Genomic DNA, 26480 nt, shown 5'->3' with positions numbered 1-26480 from the left:
GACCAGCTTTTCTGTATTTTATGAATTATCACTCATCATCGGACTGTTCCAGCGCCACGATATGGACTTTATCAATCTTATGTCCATCCATGGTCACCACTTCAAATATATAACCATCCGCAATCATTTTTTCACCATTCTGTGGCAAACGCCCCAGGTGAAACAGAATATAGCCTGACAGCGTCGAGTACTGCTCAGACTCATCCACAAGATCACGTCCAAGCAGCAGTGAAACATGACGGATGTCTGTAGAACCTTCCAGCATGAGCGAACCATCTTCCAGGCTTTCAGCAGCAGTGTCCATTTCATCTTCGTCGGGGAATTCACCAGCAATCGCTTCCAGTACATCAATCGGCGTTGCTATACCTTCGATGGAGCCGTACTCATTCAGCACGATTGCCATCTGCAAAGGTGCCTGACGCAACTGTTCCATGACCATCAGAACCTGAGCATTTTCATGCACAATCACAGGTTCACGCAGGTGTTTTTCAAAATCCAGCACACCTGTTTCAATGAACTCATTCATGACTTTATGCGTCAGTACAATGCCTGAAATATTGTCCAGTTCTCCACGTGCCACAATCAGTCTGGAATGCGTCATGCTGAGCAACTGCTCTTTCAATACCGCTTCGTCTTCATCCAGATCAACCCACTCCAGTTCTGGACGCGGTGTCATCACGGATTTGACCGGTCGTTCAGACAGTCCCAGGACACCCTGAACCATCACACTGTGATAAACGCTGTTTTCAGGATCGAATATTTCATCGGCCAGTGCCTGAGTTGCCAGCACATCATCTGCTTTATGGTTCTGTCCATCTGCCGATTTTCCGCCCAGCATTTTCAGAACAGCTGAAGCCGTCCGATAACGCAGGTCAGTCGTAGTCACTGTTTTTTCCTGGTTTTTACGCACCGTCTGGTTAAGGAACTCAATCAGGACAGAGAAACCAATGGCAGCATACAGATAGCCTTTCGGAATGTGGTAGCCAAAGCCTTCGACCAGCAAGGAGAAACCGATCATCATCAGGAAGCACAGACACAGAATGACAACGGTAGGATGTTTGTTGACAAAATCCATCAGTGGACGGGATGCCCACAGCATAATACCCACGGCGATAATCACCGCAATCATCATGACTGACAGCTCTTTGACCATACCCACAGCGGTAATCACACTGTCCAGCGAGAACACTGCATCGAGTACCACGATCTGCACAATGACCATCCAGAAGGTGGCATGCACGGGATTTTCTTCTTTAAGCTGAGCACCGCCTTCAAGCCGCTCTCGCAGCTCCATGGTGCCTTTGAACAGCAGGAAGACCCCACCGAACAACAGAATTAAATCCCGCCCTGAAAATGGATGATCAAAAATATGGAACAGTGGGTTGGTCAGTGTGACCACCCAGGCGATGGAAGCAAGCAGAATCAGCCGCATACCCAAAGCCAGCAACAGCCCGAGAATCCTGGCTTTACTGCGTTGTTCAGGTGGGAGTTTCTCTGCCAGAATGGCAATGAATACGAGGTTATCAATACCCAGTACAATTTCCAGTACGACCAGCGTCGCAAGCCCGACCCATGCAGCAGGATCAGACATCCACTCCAGGATCATGTGCGTATCTCCTGAATGATATGATCAGGCGCTGCCTGCATATTTTGCTGATAACTGAAAATGCCTGAGCAGGCTGGATAAATAATTATTAGTGAATAATTGATATGTTCGGAGCGATGACAACCACTACCCATGTCGGTTCATTTGTTGTGAAACAGATCATCAGTATAGGCAAGATCAGCGCGAAATTCATCTTTTTTATTTTCAGGCAAGATTTTACTCACAGCGAAAGTACGCAAATCTTCCTCTGTTCCCCCGACCCTGAACTGTCATATTTAAGACATAAACTAGAGCATCAAAGAATAAAGTGATAAGGTAAAAAAAATACCATGATCAGCAGTGTATTAAGAATGACAGAACAACTGAATAATCCATCTCCTGCAACAACACAGCCTCTCATTGCCCTGTACTGTGGCTCCCGCCCTGGTAATAACCCTGTTTACCGTGAAAAAGCCATCCGTCTGGCTCAAGGTATTGCAGATCATGGCTTTGGCATTGTCTATGGTGGTGCCAGTATTGGTCTGATGGGACAGGTCGCGGATACTGTAATTGAACACAATGGTGAAGTGGTCGGTGTGATTCCTGAATTTATGCTCGACTATGAAATTGCACATAACAAGCTGACCGAACTGCATATTGTTCAGAACATGCATGAACGTAAAGCAATGATGGCAGAACGTGCCAGTGCCTTTGTCGCTCTGCCTGGCGGATTTGGTACCTTTGAAGAAATCCTGGAAATTGCCACCTGGGGTCAGCTGAATCAGCACCAGAAACCCATGATGCTCTACAATGTCAACGGCTTCTACAATCACCTGATTGCGCAGCTGGATCATGCGGTACAGGAAGGCTTCATTCCCCCTCAGCACAGAGCTAAACTGATTGTCTGCGACCATGCGCATCAGATTTTCAATGCCATTAAAAATCTGGAATGTCCTAAAAAATTTGTGGTCTGACAGACCTGACATTAAAAAAGGGCAGATCTGCCCTTTTTTTGATTTATCCCTGAATTTATCAGACCGATGGCGTATTCGGCACTATCTGAATGACTCCACCCATGCATACAGCCACGGTAATGTCGTCGCCAGCAGAATACTCATCAATAAACCGATCAGCAGTTTAAAGGCATCTTTACTGACATTTCGTGAAGTACGGTGTTTACTGACACTGACCAGATGCATGGACATGGCAAATTCACGTCCCGCCAGCAGCCCCAGGAATACCCAGGTGGTACTCATTGGAATATTGCTCATTTCCTTGAAGACCAGCAGAATCAACGCATAAATGAAGTCAATAATCGTGGCTGAACGGACATCCTGCACCCCTGTTTTGGTATCAATGATATTCTGGATGGCTCCGCCACGCTGATAAAACACCACGCCCAGTAAAACGACAAAAACAGCAATGGCAAACAGCATGAACCAGAAAGGTACGGCACGTGGGACATAGACAAAAATATTCGCCAGATCCTGGATCAGCCACTGACTCCACAGAAAGCCAGTCGAAACCCACTGAATGCCGATCCAGGTGCTGGATGCTGGCTGATCACGGGTCTGACTGAAATAGATGGTCACTGTTTTAATGACAAAACGGTACACCAGTATGGCAACCACAAATGCCACGGCATAACCCAGCATGGACTTGGTCAGCATGGAGCTTAAACTGCTCGGAGAAAAAATGGTGAGCACTAAAAATGTGGTACTGACAGGAATACCGAACCGGGTCAGAAATAGCAGCAGTACGGGCGGCACAATATACAGCCAGGTCATGCCCTCTGCGGGAAACGGAATGGTTTCAAGCCGTCCGTAGGATGCATCACCTGTTCCTGAAACCCACCAGCCGTACATCAGAACCACGCTCAGAATTGTACTGGTGTACAGCCACAGCACCCACCACGGGCGGTGTGCATTGGACGAGATAAATGTCCCCAGAGTCTGAGGAACGTCATTCCCCACAATCGAATACGCTGCAAGACAGAACCCAACAATCATCAACAGTTCAATGCTCATCCCGCCATTCCCCGTATTTCAGACATAAAAAACGTTTTTCAACTTTAAAGTCTGCGAGGTTAAGCCACTTTTATCTATTTGCCTACCCTTTTTTGATTCGGGAACTGAAATGTAAAAAGGAGCAGACAGCTGCTCCTTTTTCTGAAACTGCGTGACTGAAATCTATTTCAGATTGATCTGGTACAGTGCGGTACTGCCACTGACTTCATTGCCGACAATCAGCATCGGCTTAGCATTAGGAGAGTCTTTAGCCGGAACAAAAACCAGTCCTTCCGGTCCCAGATCACCCTGTTTCAATGGATCCGCTGCTTTAAAATCACGGGTACTGAAATACTGAACAAAGGCAGGTTTCTGCGGATTGCTGATGTCATACACCATAATCCCGCTCTGACGTTCAAGCCCGATAAAGGCAAAGGTTTTTTTACCGATCGTCCCGACAGTCAGACCTTCAGGTTCTGGTCCTTTGTTGTCACTGCGGTCATCAAAAGCGGCTGCTTCATGATCACTGTTGAAGTAGTCAGGCACCAGTTCTGCAACCTTACGTTCAAACTCGCTGCCAGAATCCCATACCTGCTGTCCCTGCGTATTCCATATACTGAAAGAACGCGCTCCATAGGCATACAGTTTTTTATAGGTCAACAGACCATTGGCATCCAGTTTTGCAGAACCGTCAGCATGGGTTTCATAACCCATATTCCAGGCAATATTCAGACGTCCCAGCTGAGCATCATCACGGCATAAACCAGGATCCGTTGCCGTTGCACCGCAGTAGGCAAAAACAGCAGGGTCCAGTTTTGCACCTTTTACACCAACCGCAATCTGCTGTAAATGCGCAGGATAATCACCCTTTGTATTGAAACCTTTAACATTGAACAAATGCTTCATTCTGATGGCTTCAATGAAACCTTTAGTTGCATCTCCTGCAAGATAGGCATCTTCATCCGTGAACCATTCACGGCTGTCACCTTCGTTGGCGGTCACCAGATACGTTGCACCGTTGCTTTGATATTGCGCAATGCTGTCTGGCTGATACATCCCAACCAGTCCACTCCATGTCTGAATATTAATTTTCTTATCTTTATCGCTGACATCCAGCTCATTACCCGCCAGACCATGATCTTTATAGCCCAGTGCAAAAATATCCGTTACTTTCTGAGTGGTTAAATCAATTTTTGCCAGGGCATTATTTTCCTGTAGGGTTGCCCATGCAGTTTTGCCATCATCACTGATCGTGATGTATTCAGGTTCCAGATCCTGGGCAACGGTCGCTTTCGGCCCCGTGATACGGACACCGGACTGAATCAGTTCTGCTTTTTTACTGTTCCAGGCTTTAAAATCAGCAACAACGGCTGTCGGTTTCGTAATATCTGTGACATTGATAATACTGACTGAGCCTTCTGGATCTATGCTGTAGTCGTCATTAGGTTCAGCTTCATTGGCAACCACAACGGTTTTTCCATCAGGACTGAATGTCAGCATATCAGGCAAAGCCCCAACATCGACTTTGCTGATAAATTTAAGATCTTTAGCACTGTAAAATGCCACAATCCCGGTATCAGTTTTCACTTTTGCCTGAACAGCCAGTGCGACAATGCCATTTTTTACGGCAACCGAATTGACTTCTGAGTCTGCCAGTACATCACGTGCAGATAAGTCGCCAATATGTACAGGTGTTTCAGGTTTTGAAATATCAAGCACTTCCACCAGACCTTTTTTTGCATTGACCACAAATGCACGTTTTGTTGCCGCATCATAGGCAGGAATTTCAGCAGCACTTTCAGCAAATACACCCGTTTCATAACGTCCAAGCAGACTGAGTGAAATACTCTCAGGTGTGACTTCCTCAACGACCGGTGGTGTAATGGTGGCAGTATTGTTATTGCTCTCATCGCTGTCATTACATGCGCTTAAGCCCACCATCAGCATGGTGGCAAGCACCGTCATTTTTGCTTTCATTCTGTTTTTCCTGACAATTTTATAAATTATGAACAATTTATAAACATCTCATGTCATAGCCATGACGGTTTCATGTCAGTTCTGTTGCAGTTACAGCAGTATCTGATCTTAAAATTTTGCTACAGCATTCATCTGAGTGTTACTTTAAAATATTGATAAAACATGACCTTTTAACAGATATGAACACCACGCCCACACACCAGGCACTGCAACCTGAGTACCGACTGCTGGTTCTGCTTGTTTCTATTGGCTTTTTCATGCAGGCACTGGACACCACCATTGTCAATACTGCCATTCCTGCAATGGCAGCCAGCCTGAATGAAGACCCGTTACAGATGCACAGTGTTGTTGTGGCTTATGTTCTGTCTGTTGCAGCAAGCATTCCCCTCAGTGGCTGGCTGGCAGACCGCTTTGGTGTCCGGAACACCTATTTTGCATCCATTGTCATTTTTACTTTGGCATCATTAGGCTGTGCCTGGTCCAGCAGTCTGAATGAACTGCTGTTTTTCAGGGTCATACAGGGCATTGGTGGTGCGCTGCTGCTGCCTGTCGGTCGTCTCGCCATGCTGAAGCTGATTCCACGGACACAGTTCCTGTCTGCCATGAGCCTGATGAGCCTGGCAGGTCTGGTGGGTCCACTGATTGGACCGACACTTGGCGGATGGATGGTCGAGGTTGCCACCTGGCACTGGATCTTCCTGATCAATCTGCCTATGGGCATCCTCGGTTGTCTGATCACCTTTAAAGCCATGCCCAATGTCACTGAACCGACTGTTCCCCGTTTTGATTTCAGTGGTTTTCTGTTACTGCTGGTCGCCATGGTGGGGCTGTCACTGGGCATTGAAAACTTTGCCAGCACGCAGTATCCCCTCTGGGTCAGTGCCGCACTGTTCACCACAGGACTTTTGACCGCTGCACTGTATGCCTGGCATGCCCATACCCATCAGAATGCATTATTCCGCAGTAAACTGTTTAAAAATAAAATTTATGCGATTGGTATTTTAGGTAATTTCTTTGCCCGCTTTGGTGGCAATGCCATGCCGTTTCTGATGCCCCTGATGCTTCAGGTGGCTTTCGGATTTGAACCTTTTATTACCGGGTTAATGATGATACCCACCGTACTCGGCTCACTGGCATCCAAACCTGTCGTCCGCCCTCTGATTCAGTATTTTGGCTACCGTAAAGTCCTGCTGGTCAACACCTTGCTGGTCGGTGCCTGCATTGCCAGTTTTGCCCTGACCACGGCGGAAACTCCTGTATGGTTACGTGCGCTGCACTTCTTTATTTTTGGGGTGCTGAATTCACTGCAGTTTGTCTCCATGAACACCCTTACGCTAAAAGACCTGCCTCAGCAGGAGGCCAGCAGTGGCAACAGTTTCCTGTCCATGATCATGATGCTGTCCATGAGTATCGGAATTGCATTGGCAGGGACACTGATCAATATTTTCACGGCATATTTCGGCACTGAACAGATGACTACCGCTTTTCATGCAACGCTGATCTGCCTGGGCTGTATCAACCTGATCACTGTCATGATTTTCTGGCATATTCCCAAAGATACCGCTGTTTAAAATCGGCTTTCCTGAACGGTGTGGTCTGATAAACCGGTTCAGCGTATGATGAACAGCTCAGTGACGGAACGGTACATATGAAAAAAAAGGTCAACAGCCATAAAAAACATGCACTCTATGCGTCATGTATTGGTGCAGGTTTATGCTGTCTGGCGATTGTACTCTATGTTTTTGTTTTCTATCACAACCCTGCATCTGCACAGGAATATACTGTTAAAGGCTTTGATCTCTCACACCATCAGGGAGACATTCAATGGAAGAAAATTTCCCCGCAGCAATACCAATTTATTTACCTGAAAGCGACCGAAGGTGGCGACTTTAAAGACCGTAAATTTCAGGACAACTGGTTACAGGCCAGAGAAAATGGCTTTTTAGTCGGTGCTTATCATTTTTACCGTCTGTGTCGGGATGGTACTGTACAGGCACAGAACTTCATTGAAACCGTTCCCCGTAAGCCCGATGCCCTGCCACCGGTCATAGACCTCGAATATGACAGCAAATGTATCAACACCTATACCAGAGAGCAGTTGCTGCAGGAAATTCAGCTCATGCATGACCGACTGCATGCACACTATGGCAAACAGCCTGTTTTCTATATTTCAAAATCGTTTTACAACATTATCCTCGCAGGTGAATTTAAACAGACACCTTTATGGGTTCGTGAATATAACGGTCAACCTGACCTCAAAGGCAATCCCGCATGGACTTTCTGGCAGCATACCAGTCAGGGGAAAATAAACGGCATCAGCACCGATGTCGATCTCAATGTATTTTATGGTGATGAATACGAATGGCTGAGTTTTCTTGAAAAAAATGGGATCTACCCGATGAAAAGTCCGGTACAGCTTCCTGTAAAATAAAAACCGTACATAACAAAAATACTGTGTTGCATGGATGAACAATGAATCTGAAAAAAACCATTACCATCACGCTCAGCCTGCTGGTGTTCGGCCTGATTGCCATACTGACCTTTCTGCTGCAGCCATCCGGGCATGTACAGCAGTTCAAAGCATGGATGTATCAGCCCGACATCAAAACAGCTTCCAGAGCTCGATCATCTTCTGATCAGCTGACTGTCCGATTTTTTGGTGTATCGACACTGCTGTTTGATGATGGAAAAGATCAGCTGTTGATTGATGGATTTTTTACCCGCCCCTCTTTGTCACAGACACTGTTCAGACCTGTACGGAGTGATCCTGAACTGATTCAGCACATGATTAAAGACTATGATTTAAAACGCCTGAGTGCCGTCCTGATTTCACATTCACACTATGACCATGCACTGGATATTGCTGAACTGGGGACGCAGTTACCGGTCAGAATCGTCGGCTCGGAAAGCACCCTGAATATTGCCCGTGGTGCTCAGATTGCAGAGAATCAGTTGGTGTTGATTCAGCCCTTACACGCCATGCAGTTCGGAGATTTCCGTGTCACGGCGCTGCCTTCTCAGCATACCCCACCGACTGCGGTAAACAATGATCTGGGCGAAGTGATCAGCCACCCACTGCAACAGCCTGCCCGTTTTTCAGCGTTTAAGGAAGGTCACAGCTTTGATTATCTGATTGAGCATAAAGGAAAGAAAATACTGGTGAAAGCCAGTACAGGTATCATGCCCGATCAGCTGAAAAATATTAAAGTAGATACCCTGTTTTTAGGCATTGCTCAGCTCTCCAGGCAAAGTCCGGACTATCAGCAGCACTATCTGGAACAGACTATTGCCATGCTCAAACCTAAAGTAGTCATTCCTGTTCACTGGGATAACTTCTGGGAAGCACTGCCACTGAAGCAGCCTTTGGAGTTCCTGCCTTATGTGGCTGACAATACTTCAAAAAGCATGCAGACACTGATTGATTTTACTGAAAAACAGCATGCAAAAGCTGTCATCCTGACACAACCTGTCGCTTACCCTGTTCAGTAAATCCTGAAGGGGCATGAACTTCCCTGATAATCGGTTAGAATAATCACACAGCGTTAAAACACTGTGTGATTCATGAGAAAAATCATTCACATTGATATGGATGCATTCTTTGCATCTGTAGAGCTTCGGGAACGCCCCGACCTTCAGCATCTGCCTGTTGTGATTTCTTCACACCATCCACGGGCGGTGATTGCTGCGGCATCCTATCCTGCCCGTAAGTTCGGACTGCGTTCTGCCATGTCCATGTCACAGGCAAAAAAACTCTGTCCTCAAGTTGTGGTGATTGAACCTCATTTTGATAAATATCGTGCTGTTTCTCAGCAGATTCATGAAATTTTCCAGCAATATACTCCACTCATTGAACCCCTTTCGCTGGATGAAGCCTATCTGGATGTTACTGAAAATCTACAGAATATCCCCAGTGCCACAGAAGTTGCTCAGCGGATTCGTGCCGATATTTTCAAAATCACAGGGCTGACTGCATCAGCAGGTGTTGCACCCAACAAATTTCTTGCAAAAGTTGCTTCCGACTGGAACAAACCCAATGGCATCTGCATTATTAAACCCAGTCAGGTTCAGCATTTTATTCATGATCTGCCCCTGAAAAAAATTCCAGGTGTCGGCAAAGTCACTCAGGAAAAGCTGAAAAGCCTGAATCTGGAAACACTGGGTGACTTACAGCAGATAGAAGAAAATGTACTGATTCACCACTTTGGAAAATATGGCAAGCAACTCTTTTTATACGCTCAGGGGATAGATGAGCGTCCAGTGCAGGCTGAACGTCAGCGCCAGCAGATTTCCAAAGAAACCACCTTTGATGATGATCTGACTCTGATCCAGTGCGCTGTGTACTGGGAGGGTCTGATTGAACGTGTCTGGCAGAGTCTGGAAAAAAAGCAGATGCAGGCACGTGGCGTGACGGTCAAACTGAAACTGAAAAACTTCCAGGTTTTACAGCACAGTAAAAGTTTTAAACTGGCATTGAATTCACAGCAGGAAATGCAGGATGTCATTCATCAGTTACTGGATGAAATGCAGATTCCTGCCCATTTTCAGTTCCGCCTGGTCGGTGTTGGACTGTATCAACTGACTGAACAGCAGGATCAGCCTCAGCTTTGCCTATGGTAGTTTTCGGCATTTACCCCATAAAAGTCTATTTATTGATCAAAAGAACACAAAGACACCAAATTCTTCGCAAAGTGCTTAAAAAATAGCGTACTCTATTCCCCGCAATGCATTACCCATGCATTGACAGAGATGCTGAAAATCATCTTTACTTTCAGCATATTGTCCTGTGATTGGCGTGACGATCAAATCCGAAGATTGCAGGGCTCTCAGTAAAATAATAAACGGGTAAACCCTCAGTCCTGAATTTCACCTCATTCTGTCTTCATACAAAATCCATCAGAAATCCATTCGCCTGCATCCTGATATTTTGATTAAACTCCAGGTAATACGTTCATCTGTCCGCTCTGCACACTGGCGATAAAATAATAAAAACAGTGCACCAAAGCATAACAAACGGATTAGGCAGAATGCTTCTGATCACGTAAAATCAGACATTGTAAGTTTTATTTCAGGAACTCCCATGACTGTACAGCGTTTACATGTTGCGAAGCGTTTTTCAGAAATCGCTATTGCAGGCAATCTGGTTCACCTGGCTGGACAACTGGCTTCAGATCTCAGCCTGGATATTAAAGGACAGACCCAGCAGACACTGGACATCATTGATCAGTTTCTTGCAGATGCAGGAACCGATAAAAGCCACATTCTGTCTGTGACTATTTATTTAAAGGATATTGAGCAGGATTATGCAGCATTTAATGAGCTGTGGGATGCCTGGGTCGCTGACATTCAGGCTTTGCCCCGCACCTGTGTGGAAGCAAAAATGTACCTGCCTGATGTACTCGTGGAAATGACTGTTGTTGCAGTCCGTCCAGATCAGGAAGCCTGAGTGCTTCCTGTGTGTTAAACGATGACTCTGAGTTTACGGTCAACTTTTGGATAAAAATTGAATTTCTTCTGTTCTTCAGGCTGCTCAGTTCCGCTTAGACCATAATCCTGATTAAAATCCTGTCTGAGCTGTTGATATTCAGGCACATCGTCATAGCGGATCACCTGATAGCCTGCCATTCTGAGCAGATCATCCTCATACTGAACATCACGCATTTTTTTCAGTGCAGAAACATCGTCCACGGCAATCACGGAGACCACCTGAAGATTATCATCCACCACCACAAAATCAGCGATCATATGTCTGTATTTATCGCGTGTTCTTGGCAGTTTGGTGGTCAGTAAAGTATCAAAAGAAACATGCACAAGAATGGTGTATTTTTTCGGCATGATTTCCTGAAGACGGGTATAAGTCAGTTGTTGCTGTATATTAAAAAGAGCCCTTTGTTTCAGCACACTATCCTGCTGCTTATTACGGTTTGCGAGTCCTTTTACTGCCATAATCAGTACGATTCCCAGCAGCAAGACCCCCGTCAGTATGTAAATAGCCATTTCATAATCCTTTAAAAAATCCATATTCTTATAATCTTTTCGGTATCACACCGATGTTTTCCCCGATATACAGGCATTGTTCTTATAAGGGAGTCCTAACAAAAAACAGTCGTTTCAATTGACGAAATTATTATAAAAAGCCCAACAATCCTGTGCAAAATATACAGCTCAGAATGTCAATGTCACTGCTGCGTCAACTTCAGGTCAATAACATCAGTTTCAATTTATATTAAGCCTTATTCGGAATGCAATTAGATTTAAGCATAGTGTCGAACAATTCCGACGAATTGTAGGGTTTAAAATTCTCAAAATAAGACCGTGTGATTATTTTTTATTCAATTTCAACAACTTTATACCTGTCTGTTCTTTTTATGAAAAAAGGGCACCGCTGTGCCCTTTTTTATTTTCAGCCGTGTTTATGCACCAGATCTGGATTTTCCTTTAGGTTTTGAGCCACCCGATGACTTTTTACGGTCACCTGTTTCACGCGGTGGTAAACCTGTATGTTGTGTCAGAATCTGACCACGTTCAGGACGCTTTTTGGTATTCGACGGACGTGACTGAGCTTGTCCCGCTTTAGTACGATTGCCTTGCTCACCATTACGTTTTTGCGAATCACCATCTACCGTTGAGTTTTTCTTACGCGCAGATTGATATTGACCATCTGCACTGCCCGCAGGCTGATAAGTCGGAATCAGATGCTGTTTTGAGTTACCAATAAGATCCGCACGACCCATTTCTTTCAGGGTTTCACGCAACAAAGGCCAGTTGTTTGGATCATGATAACGCAGGAAGGCTTTATGAATACGACGACGCTTATCACCTTTCACGATGTCGACATTTTCAGTATAACGCGCCACTTTTGCCAGCGGGTTCTTACCTGTGTAATACATGGTCGTTGCCGTTGCCATTGGCGATGGATAGAAGGTCTGAACCTGATCGGCACGGAAACCATTCTTTTTCAGCCAGATCGCAAGGTTCATCATGTCGTATTCGGTCGTACCAGGATGCGCTGCGATAAAGTACGGAATTAAATACTGTTCTTTACCTGCTTCCTTACTGTAACGATCAAACATCTGTTTAAAGCGATCATAAGTCCCGATACCCGGTTTCATCATCTTCGACAATGGACCTTTTTCGGTATGTTCAGGGGCAATTTTTAAATAACCACCGACATGGTGCTGTACCAGTTCTTTGACATATTCAGGATTCAGTACCGCAAGGTCATAACGTAGACCTGAACCGATCAGAATCTTTTTAATACCTTTTAATGCACGTGCTTTACGATATAACTGAGTCAACGGCGCATGATCGGTATGCAAATTCTGGCACACACCTGGGAATACACAGGATGGTTTACGACAGTTCTTTTCAATCTCAGGATCTTTACACGCCAGACGGTACATATTTGCCGTTGGGCCACCCAAGTCCGAAATAATCCCTGTAAAGCCTGGTGCTGTATCACGGATTTTTTCCACTTCACGCAGAATCGATTCTTCCGAACGGTTCTGGATAATACGACCTTCATGCTCTGTAATCGAACAGAACGTACATCCGCCAAAACAACCACGCATGATATTCACAGAGAATTTAATCATGTCAAATGCAGGGAAACGTGCTTCACCATAAGCAGGATGTGGCAGACGTGCATAAGGCAGGTCAAACACATAATCCATTTCTTCAGTGGTCAATGGAATCGGTGGTGCATTCAACCACACATCACGCCCTGCATGGTTCTGCACCATTGCACGTGCATTACCAGGATTGGTTTCAAGATGAAGAATACGGTTCGCATGCGCATATAAAACAGGATCTTGCGATACCTCTTCAAAAGCAGGTAAACGAATGACCGCCAACTCACGTGGTGGCAATTTATGTTTAATCGCTTTCGATGCTGGTTGAAGCTGAACGATCTGGGTATTCTCATCCAGATTGTCACCTTCACGGACAATCGGATTGGCAACCAGTTCTTTCTGGAAATTTTGATACTGCGTTAAAGAATTGCCTTTACCTTGTTCAATTTCACAACCATCCAGATCTTCAGTCATCACATAGGGGTTGATAATGGGATCTACACGACCAATCGAATCAACATCATTCGATGCAATTTCAACGAAGTGTGCTTTTGAAGCACGGTTATTTTTATTAACAATAAAAGCTGTACCACGAACATCAGTGATTTCATGGATTTTTTGCCCTTTGGCAAGGCGATGCATCACTTCAACGATTGAGCGTTCACCATTTCCGTACATCAACAGATCGGCTTTAGAATCCATCAACACTGAACGGCGCACTTTGTCTGACCAGTAATCATAATGTGCAATACGGCGCAAAGATGCTTCAATCCCACCGAGTAATACAGGCACATCAGGGAATGCTTCACGACAACGTTGGCAATATACTGTTGCCGCACGGTCTGGGCGCTTATTTGGTTGATTATCTGGAGAATACGCATCATCAGAACGGATTTTACGGTCAGCCGTATAACGGTTGATCATCGAATCCATATTGCCCGCAGTGACACCCCATGCAATATTTGGCTTGCCTAAAACTTTGAATGCTTCAGCCGATGTCCAGTCTGGTTGCGCGATAATACCGACGCGGAAACCTTGCGCTTCCAAAGTACGACCGATGATGCCTGAACAGAATGACGGATGGTCAATATAAGCATCACCGCAGACTAAAATAAAGTCACAACTATCCCAACCGAGTAAATCCATTTCCTCGCGTGACATCGGCAAAAATGGCGCAGGTTCAAAACATGACGCCCAATATTTGTCGTAATCAAACAGTGCAATTGGCGCTGTCTGAGCAGTATAAGCTGTAGACATGGTTATTTATCTCGATTGGCAGATGGCGATCGGGAGAGATCTAAGATGAAAGCTGATCATTTTACCATGAATTCAATTCATCATGTCTGATTATAATTTATACAAAAAATAAAAAAAGAATATTCAATAAAAAAGCACCCTTTCAGGTGCTCATTTTTCATGGTTAAACTGCTATTTCACAATATTCTGTGTTGTCAGTGAAACGGAGGAATCCGCACCTGTGTTTTTAGCCTGGAGATATTTTTCCTGCATTACCGGTAAAAATTTACTGATATTCTCCATACGCTTGGTAAACAGTGTTTCACTCATCTGAGGAGAAACATTGTATTTTTTACGACGTTCTTCTTCCTGCTGATATTTTTTCCAAAAACTCAATGCTGCTTCTGGGTTATATCCCGCATTTGCCATGATTTCCAAACCCAGCACATCAGCTTCAGATTCCATGGTCCAGGCTTTAGGCACATAAGCGGTCTGAGAAGTGACTGTCGTTGCTACTGTAGCAAGCGCACCCAGACCAGCTGATGCCGACAGCATAGCAACATTACTTGCCACCATTAAGGATGCCTTTTCACGGTTATGATCACGTAAAGCATGTGCCATTTCATGCGCAACGACAAATGCCAGTTCATCTTCATTCAGACCCAGTCCCCAATACAGACCGGTATTGATCACGACTTTTCCACCCGGAAAACCATAAGCATTCAGCTCACCGTTCAGACTGGCATTAATTTCCCAGTTCCAGGCTTTGGAACCCGTTCTGAATGACTCAGCATGGGACTTCATGTTGTTTAACACTTTATCCAGTTTTGCATCAATAACCATAACCTGGCTATTTTTTGCTTTTTGTACGAACCGTTTATATGAACGTTCTGATTGAGCTTTCCATGCTTAGAGGTGGTCCCACTTGTTTGAACAACTAAAAGCGTATTTATAAGTGATATTCCGCTCTAGTTAAGCCACCTTGTTTTGTTGGGGTAGCTGATCATAGTAAAACTCATTTGGTGTCATTTTGTCTAGACTCGAATGAGGTCGTTTCAAATTATAAAACTCAAAATATGCACTTAATTGCTTTTTCGCATCTGTGACACTGCTATAAGCTTTGAGATACACCTCTTCATATTTAACGCTCCGCCATAATCGTTCAACCATCACATTATCTACCCATCGACCTTTACCATCCATACTGATTTGAATGCCATTTGATTTCAATACATCAATAAATGCATCACTGGTAAACTGGCTGCCTTGGTCTGTATTAAATATTTCAGGTCGACCATATTTTTCAATCGCTTCATTTAAAGCCGAAATACAAAAATCCACCTCCATACTAATCGATACCCTATGCGCAAGTACCTTGCGGCTATGCCAATCAATCACAGCACATAAATAAACAAAGCCTTTTGCCATAGGGATATACGTTATATCCGTAGACCACACTTGATTACTGCGCTGAATAGCCAACCCTTTGAGCAGATATGGATATTTACGGTGAGCTTGATTAGCCTGGCTTAAATTTGGTTTGCAATATAACGCCTGAATACCCATTTTCTTCATTAAAGTACGTGTATGACGTCGTCCTATATGATGTCCTTGACGATTCAACAAATCACGCATCATACGACTGCCTGCAAAAGGATATTGCATATGTAATTCATCAATACATCGCATCAGCTTCAGATCTGATGCACTCACAGGTTTTGGGCGATAGTAATAACAACCACGGGAGACTTTCAGCAGCTTAGCTTGCTTAGATACTGAAATCTGAAGTGAGTCGTCGATTAACTTTTGTGGTTGAAGCGGCCCAGTTTCTTCAACACACCTTCTAAAAAATCAATTTCTAATGCCTGCTCACCGATTTTTGCATGTAGTTTTTTTAGATCGATGGGTGGTTCTGTTGGAGCTTTTGATTGATCGAAAGCTTGCGAGGAAGCTGAGATCAATTGATTTTTCCAGTCAATAATTTGGTTTTGATGAACATCAAACTCAGCACTCAATTCAGCAAGTGTTTTTTCTGCTTTAATCGCAGCAAGTGCTACCTTAGCTTTAAAATCATTTGAATGATTTCTTCTTGGTCTACGTGCCATAAAATACTCCATATATTGATGTTTATAACATCATTTGAGGAGCAGAATATCACTTATAGGAGTTGTTCAAATTTACGGATCCATCTCTCTTTTTCAGGAATCACCATAAACTGCTTACGGTCTGCCCCAAAAGTTCCGGTTTTCGTTGTTGTCATACAACCAGAAAATAATAAACAGCCACATGCGATTATAAAAAATTTCATATTTTTCACAGTACACCTTGGCTATAAACTAAATTAACAAATTCATAATAAAAAGAAACAAAAATAAAAAGCAAATCCGTTTATCGGAAGTTTAAAAATCTCCTAATAATTCAATTTTTTATATAATAATCAATTACTTAAAATTTAAACACAAGTTAGATTCAATTCATAATATTTTATCTTTTGTTATATAAAATCAAAGTTATCTTTATAAAATATGCTTCATATCACATAAAAAATACACTGTGATCACTCATTAAACAAAGTTCTCAATTAATGCTGTTCACTCCCCTCTGTCAGAGCTTAATGATAAATACACCCTGTTCAATAAGCCCTGGATTTTTAATCATTTTCAATATTCAGCACAGCAACTCAACTGTTTCACTTGAGCATCACTCAATAAATATTGATCGTATTAAAGGTCCTTTCTCCCCTTATCCTTCACAACACACCATCCGTTCAGAAAGCTTCTATTTTAATAAATTGATATCATTAATTTTTTATTATCAATTATACAGTGTTGACCCTTAAATCCTGATCTTCATTATTTCAGTCATTCCAGATTCATATTTTGCGATTTAAATTAGATTAAATAATAAAACAGAGAAATACATCATGCTTATAAAACGTATGCTGATGGCATTTATGGTCTGTCTCAACACTTCAGGATGGGCTGCCGTTTCTAAAGAAAATTTCTATACAGAACAGAATGCCTGGAAAAACCTCCAGAAACGTATGCCTGCTTCATATCAACTGAATGAAAACAATGTTCCACAGGAATCTTTCTGGAGCTGGAAAGACTACAGAATTCATGTCGATGCTTATCTGAATCCAGAGGCAAAAGCTAAAATCATACTTCTGCATGGAGTCGGAACAAATGGTCGTCAGATGAGTCTAGTACTGGGGCATCCATTGGCTCAGGCAGGCTATGAAACGATGGCACTGGATTTACCTGGTTATGGTTTAAGTACCTATCCTTCCAAAAGTGCCATTCGCTATGAGGACTGGATACAGGTGGTCAGTGATTTTGTTGATGCTGAAGCCGAGAAGGACCAGCGCCCCATTTTCCTCTATGGTTTATCTGCTGGTGGTATGCTGACACTGCACGTTGCCATGCGGAATAAAAATATCAAAGGCATGATTGGCATGACCTTTCTGGATCAGCAGCAACTGAAAGTAAAAAAAGGAACCATGCGCTTCAGTGGATTCAGTCCGATCCTGCTCCCAGGTATGAAACTGGGTGCAACCCTGCCCGTCATTAACCGCACACCATTACCAATGTCGCTGGTCTCAAAAATGTCCAGACTGACCAATGATCCTGAAGCCTTAAACATCATGCTGAAGGATAAAACATCTGCGGGCAATGCCATGTCCATTGGTTTTCTGAGCAGTTATATGAATTACAAACCTGAAATGTCGATTGCTGCTTTTACACAATGTCCCGTTTTACTGACTCAGCCAGCCGAAGATCACTGGACTCCGCTTGAACTGAGCCAGCCTGTCATGGCACATCTGTCTGTGCCACATCAGATCGTGATGTTGCCACGTGGCGGGCATTATCCAGTGGAAAAAGAAGCTTTGGATCAGCTTCGTAACAGCAGTATTGCTTTTATTCAGCAATACACAACGCCTTAAGCAGTTGGATTTTTTAAATTCAGCAGTCTTAAACGGTATGCGATGAGAAATCCCACGCATAAAATTATACTGATCGTGATGGTCAGTCCCAGCCAGCCATATGCTTCCCAGACCAGTCCACTGCTGCTACCCAGGAAGCTGGAGCCCAGATAATAGCAAAATAAATATAACGATGAACCTACGGCACGGTATTGCAGTGACTGTACTGAAACCCAGCTGCTTGCGGTCGAATGCGCTGCAAAAAATGAAAATGTGAAAATCAGTAAGCCTGTTAAAATTGCCCATAAAGATGGAATCAGCATAATCCATAAGCCTGAAATCATACTGCCGAACATAGCCATCAGGACTTTCCCCCGACCAAAAGATCGACTCCACCCTGCTGCTTTAGGTGAACTGTAAATACCCGATAAATATGCAATGGATATCAACCCAATCCAGGTTTGTGACAGTGCAAATTCAGGTTCAAGCAGGTGATAACTCATATAGTTAAAGACCGTCACAAAACAGCCCATGAGAATGAAACCTTCAGCAAACAATAACCGAAGCTTATGATCTGCCAGATTTTTTTTAAAAGATTCAATGAAACGTTTGAACTGAATCGGGTAAGCGACAAAATGTTTAGATGCGGGCAAGGCTATATAAAAAATTACAGCAATACATAAGTTTAAAAGACCAATGATCATGGTCGCAGTCTGCCATGAAATATAATCCAGCAGTACCCCCGCAATCAGGCGTCCACTCATACCTCCAATAGCCGTGCCTGAAATATATAATCCCATGGCAAAACCGACATCTTTTCTGGCAATTTCCTCGCCAATATAAGTCATTGCCACTGAGGCAACGCCACTGACTGCAAGTCCCACCATCATTCGGGTGGCTAAGAAAAACTCCCAGTAAGGTAAAAAGGAACTGAGCAACAATAGACCTGAAGTGCCAAACAGTGAAATAACCATGATCTGTTTACGGCCATAGCGATCTGAAATCAAGCCGGCGAACAGCAGCCCCAGCGCCAGTGCAATGGTGGAAAAAGACAAAGGAAAACTACTGTGAGTGGGTGTGACATCAAAGAATTTTGCCAGAAAAGGCATCATTGGCTGTACACAGTACAAGGATGAAAATACCGCGAAACCTGCCAGGAACAAGGATAATAAAACAGCCTGAAATGATCGGCTTCCGTATTCAATATAAGCTGCTGTTTCGGCTGATTCAGACATAATGACTCCCTGTATCTGATCATTATACGCCTGTTTCTCACATCGTGAAAAAGATCAGCCAGTAAAACCCGCTGATCTTATCCTGTTTAGACTTCTATCAACTTCAGAACAATGCTTTGGGTAATTTAATCTGAATCATTTCATTATCATCGGCACGTTCAGCATTGCGTCCAGATGATCCTGGAAAATTATTGTCATTCAACACGGTTAAAGTGTGATTATTTTCAATAATGACGTCTTCAATTGTTTCAAACGGGAAGGCAAATATCTTTCCTGTACCAGTATCACCTTTACGTGGTGTTCCAGAAAGATGATGCGGATTGGCAATATTCATTAAGTCGACCAGATCTTCGCGCCTGACAACTGTTCCTGGCTCACCCAGTTCAACTTTAATCAGTTTTTTATAGCCATCCAGCCTGTTTTGTGTCGCATCGCGTTCGATAATAATACCTCTTTTATCATCAAACAGCTGGAAATCACCAATATTACTGGCTTTGGGATTCAACTGAAAATACCAGAATTTTCCTGTATAGGATTTTGTCTGTAAATCAAACTGAAATATCAGTAATTTTTTTTCAGTCTCATGCCCTTTTAAAGGTTTTTCCAGTAAAGGGTACAGATATAAGCCATTTTTACTCAGAGCCATACCTTCAAAGCCACCGCTTTGTTGCGTCAAAGGTTCTGTATAATTTATATCGGCTTTATTGAACTGATTCTGTGGTGAACGCAGTTCCGCACCCTTTTTAAATGGATCAGGCAATGGAAAAGGTGCATCCAACAACACACCATCTTTATCAAAATGCAGTAAATATGGACCAAATTCATCACCGATCCAATAGCTTCCATCATCTGTTCTCTGAATGGATTCAGGATCAAAGTCTGAACCGGTCAGCAACCTATCCACTGTATTCTGATTAAAAATGGTGAATGGAATTAATCCATTAGGATCACGTAACTGGATAAAGTCCATCACCTGAACTTTTGCTGAACCTGTTGATTCAGTACGAAAATCAGGCTTGATCTGATAGATACGTAATAAAAAATCAGATGAATTATCTTGCGTACCAAAACCATTGTCCGCCATCGCCATGTACGTCCCGTCACCATTTTTCAAAGCACCTGAAAAACCCTGGATCGGTTGACCTTTAAAGGGTGGGAAAATACCATTTGCCCCTTTCACTGCTGCACCTGAATTCGGTCCTGCAGCATAGGTTTCAACGTCAAGCTTAGCAAAAGAAACTAAAGTAGGCACTATAACCGATGATTCAGGCGAGAAATCATCCTCATTGTCATTACATGCTGTTAACCCCAAAGCACTACAACAAAATAGAGTCAATAAAGTTTTCCTGTTCATGGTCTTTATACATTTGATCAAAATTGATTCAAATATAAACAGTTTTTTATGACGCTTTTACTGCACCGGAATGAAGTCTTTATGGCGAAAAGATGACAATGCAACGCAACACGTTATGAACTGAATAAAAATAACGTGCATCGACTCAGTATTACTCAAGTTTAGTCGGTTGATATTCGCCCTCAATTGCTGCTTTTAAAAACTTTTGAAAGGTCGGACATTGCATATGATTTTCCGCAGGGCACACCGCAGCATGTCTCAGTCCCTCACTGATAAAATGTAAACGTCGGGTCATCTGTTCCAGTTGCTCAGCTTTCTGGTTTAACATTTCTCGATCTAATTCAGGCTGTCCCTCCTGGCTAAACATCTGCGTAATTTCAGTTAAGGAAAAACCTGCCGCAGGGTTTACCGTTTCCTCGTTACCTGCTGGGGATAAGCAATCGACCCTGATTTCGCTTTTCACCTTTTCAATGCAGCACGGTATGGTATGGGTCGGCAACCCTATTTTACCTGAGCAACATCAAGGTGTTCCATATACCCAAGCAGCCAATCGTCTCGGGTCATGGTCTGGTCTTATGGCACAAGCCGAACATGCCAGTCCGGCAGATGCTTTTGATGCTGGCGATATTAAAACCGCTCAGTTATTTGGACAAAACTTTGCATTTCGCTTAAATGCTTATCAAGGAACATGATCGAATAAAAGGAGCCAGTCTTTAATTTTCATATGTTTTTAATCTCGGGGATTACTACATTAAAAACATTGGGTGTTATCAATAGTTTCTTTTCTATGTGAATGTCAGCATGGATTGGCGAATATATCTAATGTGATCAATTCACTAAAATATAAATCATAAAAAGACAGGAAGTGGGTAATATAAGAGTTTACCTAACGAACCAATACGAAAAAATCCCGTCAGGATGATGGGGTTTTCTTTTATTTAGACAATAATTCCAAATCTATTCAACGCCCGCGTAACATTTTCGTTCGTATTCAAAAGGAATTTACCTTCTTTATCTTTCTCAATTATAAACGAAAGTTTTTCTGATTTTGCAATTACACCAACATCTAGTAATCCCATTATTTTGAAGAATTATTTATAATTCTGAATTCACTCAAATAGTTTAAACAATTTTTTTAATTGAGCAAATTGAAGTATTTTTTGATCAAGTTGATCTGGAAATTCCCAAAAACTCCTGTCTAATTGATCTAATTCGATATTTTCTACATCTCCTTTGCTATTTAATATGTCAAATCTTAACCCTCGATCACTTGGAACATCCAGACTACCAAATAATATTACTTTTGCACTTTCCAATAATTCTAAACTTTTAAAAGCTTTTAATTCATTTAAGGCTTGTAGTGTTTCAGCATAATAATTTCCTGAACTATTATGGAAATACTGATCAAATCCACCATTAAATACTTCTCCAATCAACACATTTATAACAAAATAGACTTGTTCTTCAAAAGCTAAGTTTCTTAAATCAGCTACACAAGATACCTTTTGTAATAAATTTACCCAATATCTATATTCTTCTGAGTCTCTATATTTTTTATCATCTTGATAACGTTTTTTAGATTCTTCTATTTGTTTCCTATAACCTTTTGCACAAGGTACACATAGACCTTTATTTTTTGTTGCTGTATCAATCAAAATCAAAGCATTACATTCTGAACAAGCTACTTTTCCTTCCATTTATAGCACCTTATATTTTTATATAAACTAATGTATATCTTTAATTATTTTAAATCTATTTAATTTTTCAACCAATAAAAAACACCCTCAATCAAATGATTGAGGGTGTTTAGGAATAATGAGCTGGCGATGACTTACTCTCACATGGGTAACCCCACACTACCATCAGCGCAAAGAGGTTTCACTTCTGAGTTCGGGAAGGGATCAGGTGGTTCACTCTTGCTATTGTCGCCAGCACAACTGTTTATGGATACTTGCTTTGGTCTTATTTAGATGCCAATGCTTTTTCCAAATGAGTTATTAACAGCTCTATCTGAGTTGGAACATTGTCATACTGTTGCGATTCTGAATCAAGTCATTCTGATGAATATCGAATCAACTGAGCTTTATACAACAACTGTTTGGGTGTTGTATAGTCAAGCCTCACGAGCAATTAGTACTGGTCAGCTTCACACGTCACCGTGCTTCCACATCCAGCCTATCAACGTCGTAGTCTTCAACGGCTCTTTAGAGGACATAAAGTCCTAGGGAAATCTTATCTTGAGGTAGGCTTCCCGCTTAGATGCTTTCAGCGGTTATCCCTTCCGAACATAGCTACCCGGCGATGCGACTGGCGTCACAACCGGTACACCAGAGGTTCGTCCACTCTGGTCCTCTCGTACTAGGAGCAGATCCTCTCAAATTTCCAGCGCCCACGGTAGATAGGGACCGAACTGTCTCACGACGTTCTAAACCCAGCTCGCGTACCTCTTTAAATGGCGAACAGCCATACCCTTGGGACCTGCTTCAGCCCCAGGATGAGATGAGCCGACATCGAGGTGCCAAACACCGCCGTCGATATGAACTCTTGGGCGGTATCAGCCTGTTATCCCCAGAGTACCTTTTATCCGTTGAGCGATGGCCCTTCCATACAGAACCACCGGATCACTAAGACCTACTTTCGTACCTGCTCGACTTGTGGGTCTCGCAGTTAAGCGCGCTTTTGCCTTTATACTCTACGCGTGATTTCCGACCACGCTGAGCGCACCTTCGTACTCCTCCGTTACTCTTTAGGAGGAGACCGCCCCAGTCAAACTACCCACCAGACATGGTCCTCGTCCCGGATAACGGGACAGAGTTAGAACCTCAATATTACCAGGGTGGTATTTCAAGGATGGCTCCATAGCAACTGGCGTCACTACTTCAAAGCCTCCCACCTATCCTACACAGGTAAGATCAAAGTTCAATGTCAAGCTGCAGTAAAGGTTCACGGGGTCTTTCCGTCTAGCCGCGGGTACACCGCATCTTCACGGCGAATTCGATTTCACTGAGCCTCTGCTGGAGACAGCGCCCCCATCATTATGCCATTCGTGCAGGTCGGAACTTACCCGACAAGGAATTTCGCTACCTTAGGACCGTTATAGTTACGGCCGCCGTTTACTGGGGCTTCGATCAAGAGCTTCGCTTACGCTAACCCCATCAATTAACCTTCCAGCACCGGGCAGGCATCACACCCTATACGTCCACTTTCGTGTTTGCAGAGTGCTATGTTTTTAATAAACAGTTGCAGGGGCCTGGTTTCTGTGGCTGCTGGCCGCTCATTCCGCAAGGGAAATCACCGCCGGCAGCGTACCTTCTCCCGAAGTTACGGTACCATTTTGCCTAGTTCCTTCAGCAGAGTTCTCTCAAGCGCTTTGGTCTACTCGACCTGACCACCTGTGTCGGTTTCGGGTACGATTCCTGTGTAACTGAAGCTTAGAGACTTTTCCTGGAAGTATGGTATCAGCCACTTCACTGTACAAGTACAGCTTGCTATCAGATCTCAGCATAGAGTACCCCGGATTTGCCTAAGATACATGCCTACATCCTTCCACCTGGACAACCAACGCCAGGCTGACTTAACCTTCTCCGTCCTCTCATCGCATTACACACAAGTACTGGAATATTAACCAGTTTCCCATCGACTACGCCTCTCGGCCTCGCCTTAGGGGTCGACTCACCCAGCCCCGATTAACGTTGGACTGGAACCCTTGGTCTTTCAGCGAACGGGTTTTTCACCCGTTTTGTCGTTACTCACGTCAGCATTCGCACTTCTGATACCTCCAGCAGACTTCTCAATCCACCTTCATCGGCTTACAGAACGCTCCCCTACCACTTGCAATAAATTGCAAATCCGCAGCTTCGGCATATAGTTTTAGCCCCGTTACATCTTCCGCGCAGGCCGACTCGACTAGTGAGCTATTACGCTTTCTTTAAAGGGTGGCTGCTTCTAAGCCAACCTCCTAGCTGTCTATGCCTTCCCACATCGTTTCCCACTTAACTATAATTTTGGGGCCTTAGCTGGCGGTCTGGATTGTTTTCCTCTTGACTACGGACGTTAGCACCCGCAGTCTGTCTCCCGGATAGTACTCATTGGTATTCGGAGTTTGCATCGGTTTGGTAAGTCGGGATGACCCCCTAGCCGAAACAGTGCTCTACCCCCAATGGTATTCGTCCGAGGCGCTACCTAAATAGCTTTCGGGGAGAACCAGCTATCACCGAGTTTGATTAGCCTTTCACCCCTATCCACAAGTCATCCCCTGGCTTTTCAACGACAGTGGGTTCGGTCCTCCAGTTAGTGTTACCCAACCTTCAACCTGCTCATGGATAGATCACCCGGTTTCGGGTCTATACCCAGCAACTGAACGCCCTATTAAGACTCGGTTTCCCTACGGCTCCCCTATACGGTTAACCTTGCTACTGAATATAAGTCGCTGACCCATTATACAAAAGGTACGCAGTCACCGAACAAGTCGGCTCCCACTGCTTGTATGCATGCGGTTTCAGGATCTGTTTCACTCCCCTCACAGGGGTTCTTTTCGCCTTTCCCTCACGGTACTGGTTCACTATCGGTCAGTCAGGAGTATTTAGCCTTGGAGGATGGTCCCCCCATATTCAGACAAGGTTTCACGTGCCTCGCCCTACTCGACATCATCATATAAGCCCTTTCGCGTACAGGACTATCACCTACTATGGTTGCACTTCCCAGAGCATTCCACTAAAGCTTATATGACTTAATGGGCTGTTCCCCGTTCGCTCGCCGCTACTGAGGGAATCTCAATTGATTTCTTTTCCTAAGGGTACTGAGATGTTTCACTTCCCCTCGTTCGCCTCGTAACACTATGTATTCATGTTACGATACCTGCCTTATAGCAGGTGGGTTTCCCCATTCAGAAATCTCCGGATCAAAGGATATTTGCCGCCTCCCCGGAGCTTATCGCAGGCTATTACGTCTTTCATCGCCTCTGACTGCCAAGGCATCCACCACATGCACTTAATTACTTGACTATACAACCCCAAACAGTCGTTCATCCCTACAAGTAGGATGAGCAACAGATCGCGACGATTTCTCATCACTCTCATACAGTTGGCGTCTGTGAAATTAATCACTGTACAGCTTCAATTAGATTCATATACCAAAACGCTTGATTCAGTTTAATCGCTAGTTTCTCATTTCCTTCATTTTCACATCACAGTAATAAATTACTGTCAGTGTTAATGTCGGTCATGAGTATGAACAATTTATTTCAACTCAAATATATGCTGTTAATGATTAACTACCGCCTCGTCAGCAGGTAGCAAACTGTGATAAATCACAGAACTTAATAAACTGAGATCAGATGATCGTCATATTCACTAAATTCTATAATTCAGAACTTCACTTAATGTGATGGTGGAGACTAGGAGAGTCGAACTCCTGACCTCCTGCGTGCAAAGCAGGCGCTCTACCAACTAAGCTAAGTCCCCAGTTAAGATCCCGATATATCTGTTTCTGTGCTGATTCGTCAGAATGGTGGGTCTGACAAGACTTGAACTTGTGACCCCACGCTTATCAAGCGTGTGCTCTAACCAACTGAGCTACAGACCCTCAGATACATCAAT

Annotated in this window: 17 protein-coding genes, 2 tRNA genes, 2 rRNA genes and 2 pseudogenes; 8 read left to right on the top strand and 15 right to left on the bottom strand. The window is 43.7% G+C overall.

All coding sequences use genetic code 11. From position 1 onward, the window contains the following. Positions 1–28: 28 nt before the first annotated feature. Complete coding sequence (locus CDG60_RS01835) at positions 29–1606, bottom strand: TerC family protein (protein WP_087513542.1); 1578 nt, start codon at positions 1604–1606, stop codon at positions 29–31. Positions 1607–1935: 329 nt separating this feature from the next. Here CDG60_RS01835 and CDG60_RS01830 point away from each other — a divergent pair, with 329 nt between their 5' ends. Next, a complete protein-coding gene (locus CDG60_RS01830; RefSeq protein WP_087513541.1) occupies positions 1936–2559 on the top strand; it encodes an LOG family protein in 624 nt (207 codons plus the stop codon). Between the two features lie 81 nt (positions 2560–2640). On the opposite strand, the gene CDG60_RS01825 is transcribed toward CDG60_RS01830, so the two are convergent. After that, complete coding sequence (locus tag CDG60_RS01825; protein ID WP_087513540.1) at positions 2641–3612, bottom strand: hypothetical protein; 972 nt, start codon at positions 3610–3612, stop codon at positions 2641–2643. A 162-nt stretch (positions 3613–3774) separates the two neighbouring features. Then, a complete protein-coding gene (locus CDG60_RS01820) occupies positions 3775–5568 on the bottom strand; it encodes a choice-of-anchor I family protein (RefSeq protein ID WP_087513539.1) in 1794 nt (597 codons plus the stop codon). A 179-nt stretch (positions 5569–5747) separates the two neighbouring features. On the opposite strand from CDG60_RS01820, the gene CDG60_RS01815 reads away from it, so the two are divergent. From CDG60_RS01815 to CDG60_RS01795, 5 genes are all read left to right on the top strand, one after another. Further along, a complete protein-coding gene (locus tag CDG60_RS01815) occupies positions 5748–7139 on the top strand; it encodes a multidrug transporter subunit MdtD (protein WP_087513538.1) in 1392 nt (463 codons plus the stop codon). A gap of 77 nt (positions 7140–7216) precedes the next feature. Continuing rightward, on the top strand, positions 7217–7999 hold the full coding sequence (locus CDG60_RS01810; protein WP_087513537.1) for a glycoside hydrolase family 25 protein: 783 nt from the start codon (positions 7217–7219) through the stop codon (positions 7997–7999). A 41-nt stretch (positions 8000–8040) separates the two neighbouring features. Further along, positions 8041–9057, top strand: a complete 1017-nt coding sequence (locus CDG60_RS01805) for an MBL fold metallo-hydrolase (protein WP_087513536.1) — start codon at positions 8041–8043, stop codon at positions 9055–9057. Positions 9058–9129: 72 nt separating this feature from the next. Next, positions 9130–10185, top strand: coding sequence for a DNA polymerase IV (gene dinB / locus CDG60_RS01800; protein WP_087513535.1), 1056 nt, complete (start codon positions 9130–9132; stop codon positions 10183–10185). 460 nt (positions 10186–10645) lie between these two features. Further along, the gene (locus tag CDG60_RS01795) at positions 10646–11011 is read left to right on the top strand and encodes a RidA family protein (RefSeq protein WP_087513534.1); all 366 of its coding nucleotides are present in this window, start codon (positions 10646–10648) and stop codon (positions 11009–11011) included. A 14-nt stretch (positions 11012–11025) separates the two neighbouring features. On the opposite strand, the gene CDG60_RS01790 is transcribed toward CDG60_RS01795, so the two are convergent. The 4 genes from CDG60_RS01790 to CDG60_RS01775 all read right to left on the bottom strand — a co-directional run bounded on the left by CDG60_RS01790 (position 11026) and on the right by CDG60_RS01775 (position 16477). After that, positions 11026–11562, bottom strand: a complete 537-nt coding sequence (locus CDG60_RS01790; RefSeq protein ID WP_087513608.1) for a DUF2726 domain-containing protein — start codon at positions 11560–11562, stop codon at positions 11026–11028. A gap of 416 nt (positions 11563–11978) precedes the next feature. After that, the gene (locus CDG60_RS01785) at positions 11979–14393 is read right to left on the bottom strand and encodes a YgiQ family radical SAM protein (RefSeq protein ID WP_087513533.1); all 2415 of its coding nucleotides are present in this window, start codon (positions 14391–14393) and stop codon (positions 11979–11981) included. Between the two features lie 171 nt (positions 14394–14564). Beyond that, a complete protein-coding gene (locus CDG60_RS01780; RefSeq protein WP_087513532.1) occupies positions 14565–15215 on the bottom strand; it encodes a M48 family metallopeptidase in 651 nt (216 codons plus the stop codon). 129 nt (positions 15216–15344) lie between these two features. After that, a protein-coding gene (locus CDG60_RS01775; RefSeq protein WP_223155595.1) for an IS3-like element ISAba14 family transposase occupies positions 15345–16477 on the bottom strand; the annotation gives its coding sequence in 2 pieces (ribosomal slippage) (positions 15345–16225 and positions 16225–16477; 1134 coding nt in all). Between the two features lie 818 nt (positions 16478–17295). On the opposite strand from CDG60_RS01775, the gene CDG60_RS01765 reads away from it, so the two are divergent. Further along, the gene (locus CDG60_RS01765; RefSeq protein ID WP_227542908.1) at positions 17296–18315 is read left to right on the top strand and encodes an alpha/beta hydrolase; all 1020 of its coding nucleotides are present in this window, start codon (positions 17296–17298) and stop codon (positions 18313–18315) included. Here CDG60_RS01765 and CDG60_RS01760 read toward each other — a convergent pair. The 3 genes and pseudogenes from CDG60_RS01760 to CDG60_RS01750 all read right to left on the bottom strand — a co-directional run. After that, positions 18312–19529 carry an MFS transporter gene (locus CDG60_RS01760; protein WP_087514460.1) on the bottom strand — a complete coding sequence of 406 codons (1218 nt, stop codon included), beginning with the start codon at positions 19527–19529 and terminating at the stop codon, positions 18312–18314. The two genes, CDG60_RS01765 and CDG60_RS01760, sit on opposite strands and share 4 nt — an antisense overlap. Positions 19530–19632: 103 nt before the next feature. Then, positions 19633–20883: an esterase-like activity of phytase family protein gene (locus tag CDG60_RS01755; protein ID WP_087514461.1), complete on the bottom strand. Its 1251-nt coding sequence runs from the start codon at positions 20881–20883 to the stop codon at positions 19633–19635. Between the two features lie 151 nt (positions 20884–21034). Continuing rightward, a pseudogene (locus tag CDG60_RS01750) lies at positions 21035–21283 on the bottom strand (MerR family transcriptional regulator); the annotation flags it as partial. Here CDG60_RS01750 and CDG60_RS01745 point away from each other — a divergent pair. Continuing rightward, a pseudogene (locus tag CDG60_RS01745) lies at positions 21261–21575 on the top strand (flavodoxin family protein); the annotation flags it as partial. The pseudogenes CDG60_RS01750 and CDG60_RS01745 overlap by 23 nt on opposite strands. A 417-nt stretch (positions 21576–21992) precedes the next feature. Here the strand turns inward: CDG60_RS01745 and CDG60_RS01740 are convergent. The 5 genes from CDG60_RS01740 to CDG60_RS01720 all read right to left on the bottom strand — a co-directional run bounded on the left by CDG60_RS01740 (position 21993) and on the right by CDG60_RS01720 (position 26466). Continuing rightward, positions 21993–22580 carry a DMP19 family protein gene (locus tag CDG60_RS01740; RefSeq protein ID WP_087514462.1) on the bottom strand — a complete coding sequence of 196 codons (588 nt, stop codon included), beginning with the start codon at positions 22578–22580 and terminating at the stop codon, positions 21993–21995. A 121-nt stretch (positions 22581–22701) separates the two neighbouring features. Then, a 5S ribosomal RNA gene (gene rrf / locus CDG60_RS01735) occupies positions 22702–22816 on the bottom strand. Positions 22817–22992: 176 nt separating this feature from the next. Further along, positions 22993–25886, bottom strand: a 23S ribosomal RNA gene (locus tag CDG60_RS01730). A gap of 383 nt (positions 25887–26269) precedes the next feature. After that, positions 26270–26345, bottom strand: a tRNA-Ala gene (locus CDG60_RS01725). Positions 26346–26389: 44 nt separating this feature from the next. Then, positions 26390–26466 (bottom strand) — tRNA-Ile (locus CDG60_RS01720). Positions 26467–26480: the final 14 nt, after the last annotated feature.

Source organism: Acinetobacter chinensis, assembly GCF_002165375.2.
Taxonomy (GTDB): Bacteria; Pseudomonadota; Gammaproteobacteria; order Pseudomonadales; family Moraxellaceae; genus Acinetobacter; species Acinetobacter chinensis.
This window is presented reverse-complemented; position numbering and strand designations above follow the sequence as displayed.

Bases quoted from the DNA above. Each gene is read 5' to 3' on its own strand.
- CDG60_RS01835 (WP_087513542.1), bottom strand. From the start codon at position 1,606: ATGATCCTGGAGTGGATGTCTGATCCTGCTGCATGGGTCGGGCTTGCG.
- CDG60_RS01830 (WP_087513541.1), top strand. From the start codon at position 1,936: ATGATCAGCAGTGTATTAAGAATGACAGAACAACTGAATAATCCATCT.
- CDG60_RS01825 (WP_087513540.1), bottom strand. From the start codon at position 3,612: ATGAGCATTGAACTGTTGATGATTGTTGGGTTCTGTCTTGCAGCGTAT.
- CDG60_RS01820 (WP_087513539.1), bottom strand. From the start codon at position 5,568: ATGAAAGCAAAAATGACGGTGCTTGCCACCATGCTGATGGTGGGCTTA.
- CDG60_RS01815 (WP_087513538.1), top strand. From the start codon at position 5,748: ATGAACACCACGCCCACACACCAGGCACTGCAACCTGAGTACCGACTG.
- CDG60_RS01810 (WP_087513537.1), top strand. From the start codon at position 7,217: ATGAAAAAAAAGGTCAACAGCCATAAAAAACATGCACTCTATGCGTCA.
- CDG60_RS01805 (WP_087513536.1), top strand. From the start codon at position 8,041: ATGAATCTGAAAAAAACCATTACCATCACGCTCAGCCTGCTGGTGTTC.
- dinB (WP_087513535.1), top strand. From the start codon at position 9,130: ATGAGAAAAATCATTCACATTGATATGGATGCATTCTTTGCATCTGTA.
- CDG60_RS01795 (WP_087513534.1), top strand. From the start codon at position 10,646: ATGACTGTACAGCGTTTACATGTTGCGAAGCGTTTTTCAGAAATCGCT.
- CDG60_RS01790 (WP_087513608.1), bottom strand. From the start codon at position 11,562: ATGGCTATTTACATACTGACGGGGGTCTTGCTGCTGGGAATCGTACTG.
- CDG60_RS01785 (WP_087513533.1), bottom strand. From the start codon at position 14,393: ATGTCTACAGCTTATACTGCTCAGACAGCGCCAATTGCACTGTTTGAT.
- CDG60_RS01780 (WP_087513532.1), bottom strand. From the start codon at position 15,215: ATGGTTATTGATGCAAAACTGGATAAAGTGTTAAACAACATGAAGTCC.
- CDG60_RS01765 (WP_227542908.1), top strand. From the start codon at position 17,296: ATGCTTATAAAACGTATGCTGATGGCATTTATGGTCTGTCTCAACACT.
- CDG60_RS01760 (WP_087514460.1), bottom strand. From the start codon at position 19,529: ATGTCTGAATCAGCCGAAACAGCAGCTTATATTGAATACGGAAGCCGA.
- CDG60_RS01755 (WP_087514461.1), bottom strand. From the start codon at position 20,883: ATGAACAGGAAAACTTTATTGACTCTATTTTGTTGTAGTGCTTTGGGG.
- CDG60_RS01740 (WP_087514462.1), bottom strand. From the start codon at position 22,580: ATGGAAGGAAAAGTAGCTTGTTCAGAATGTAATGCTTTGATTTTGATT.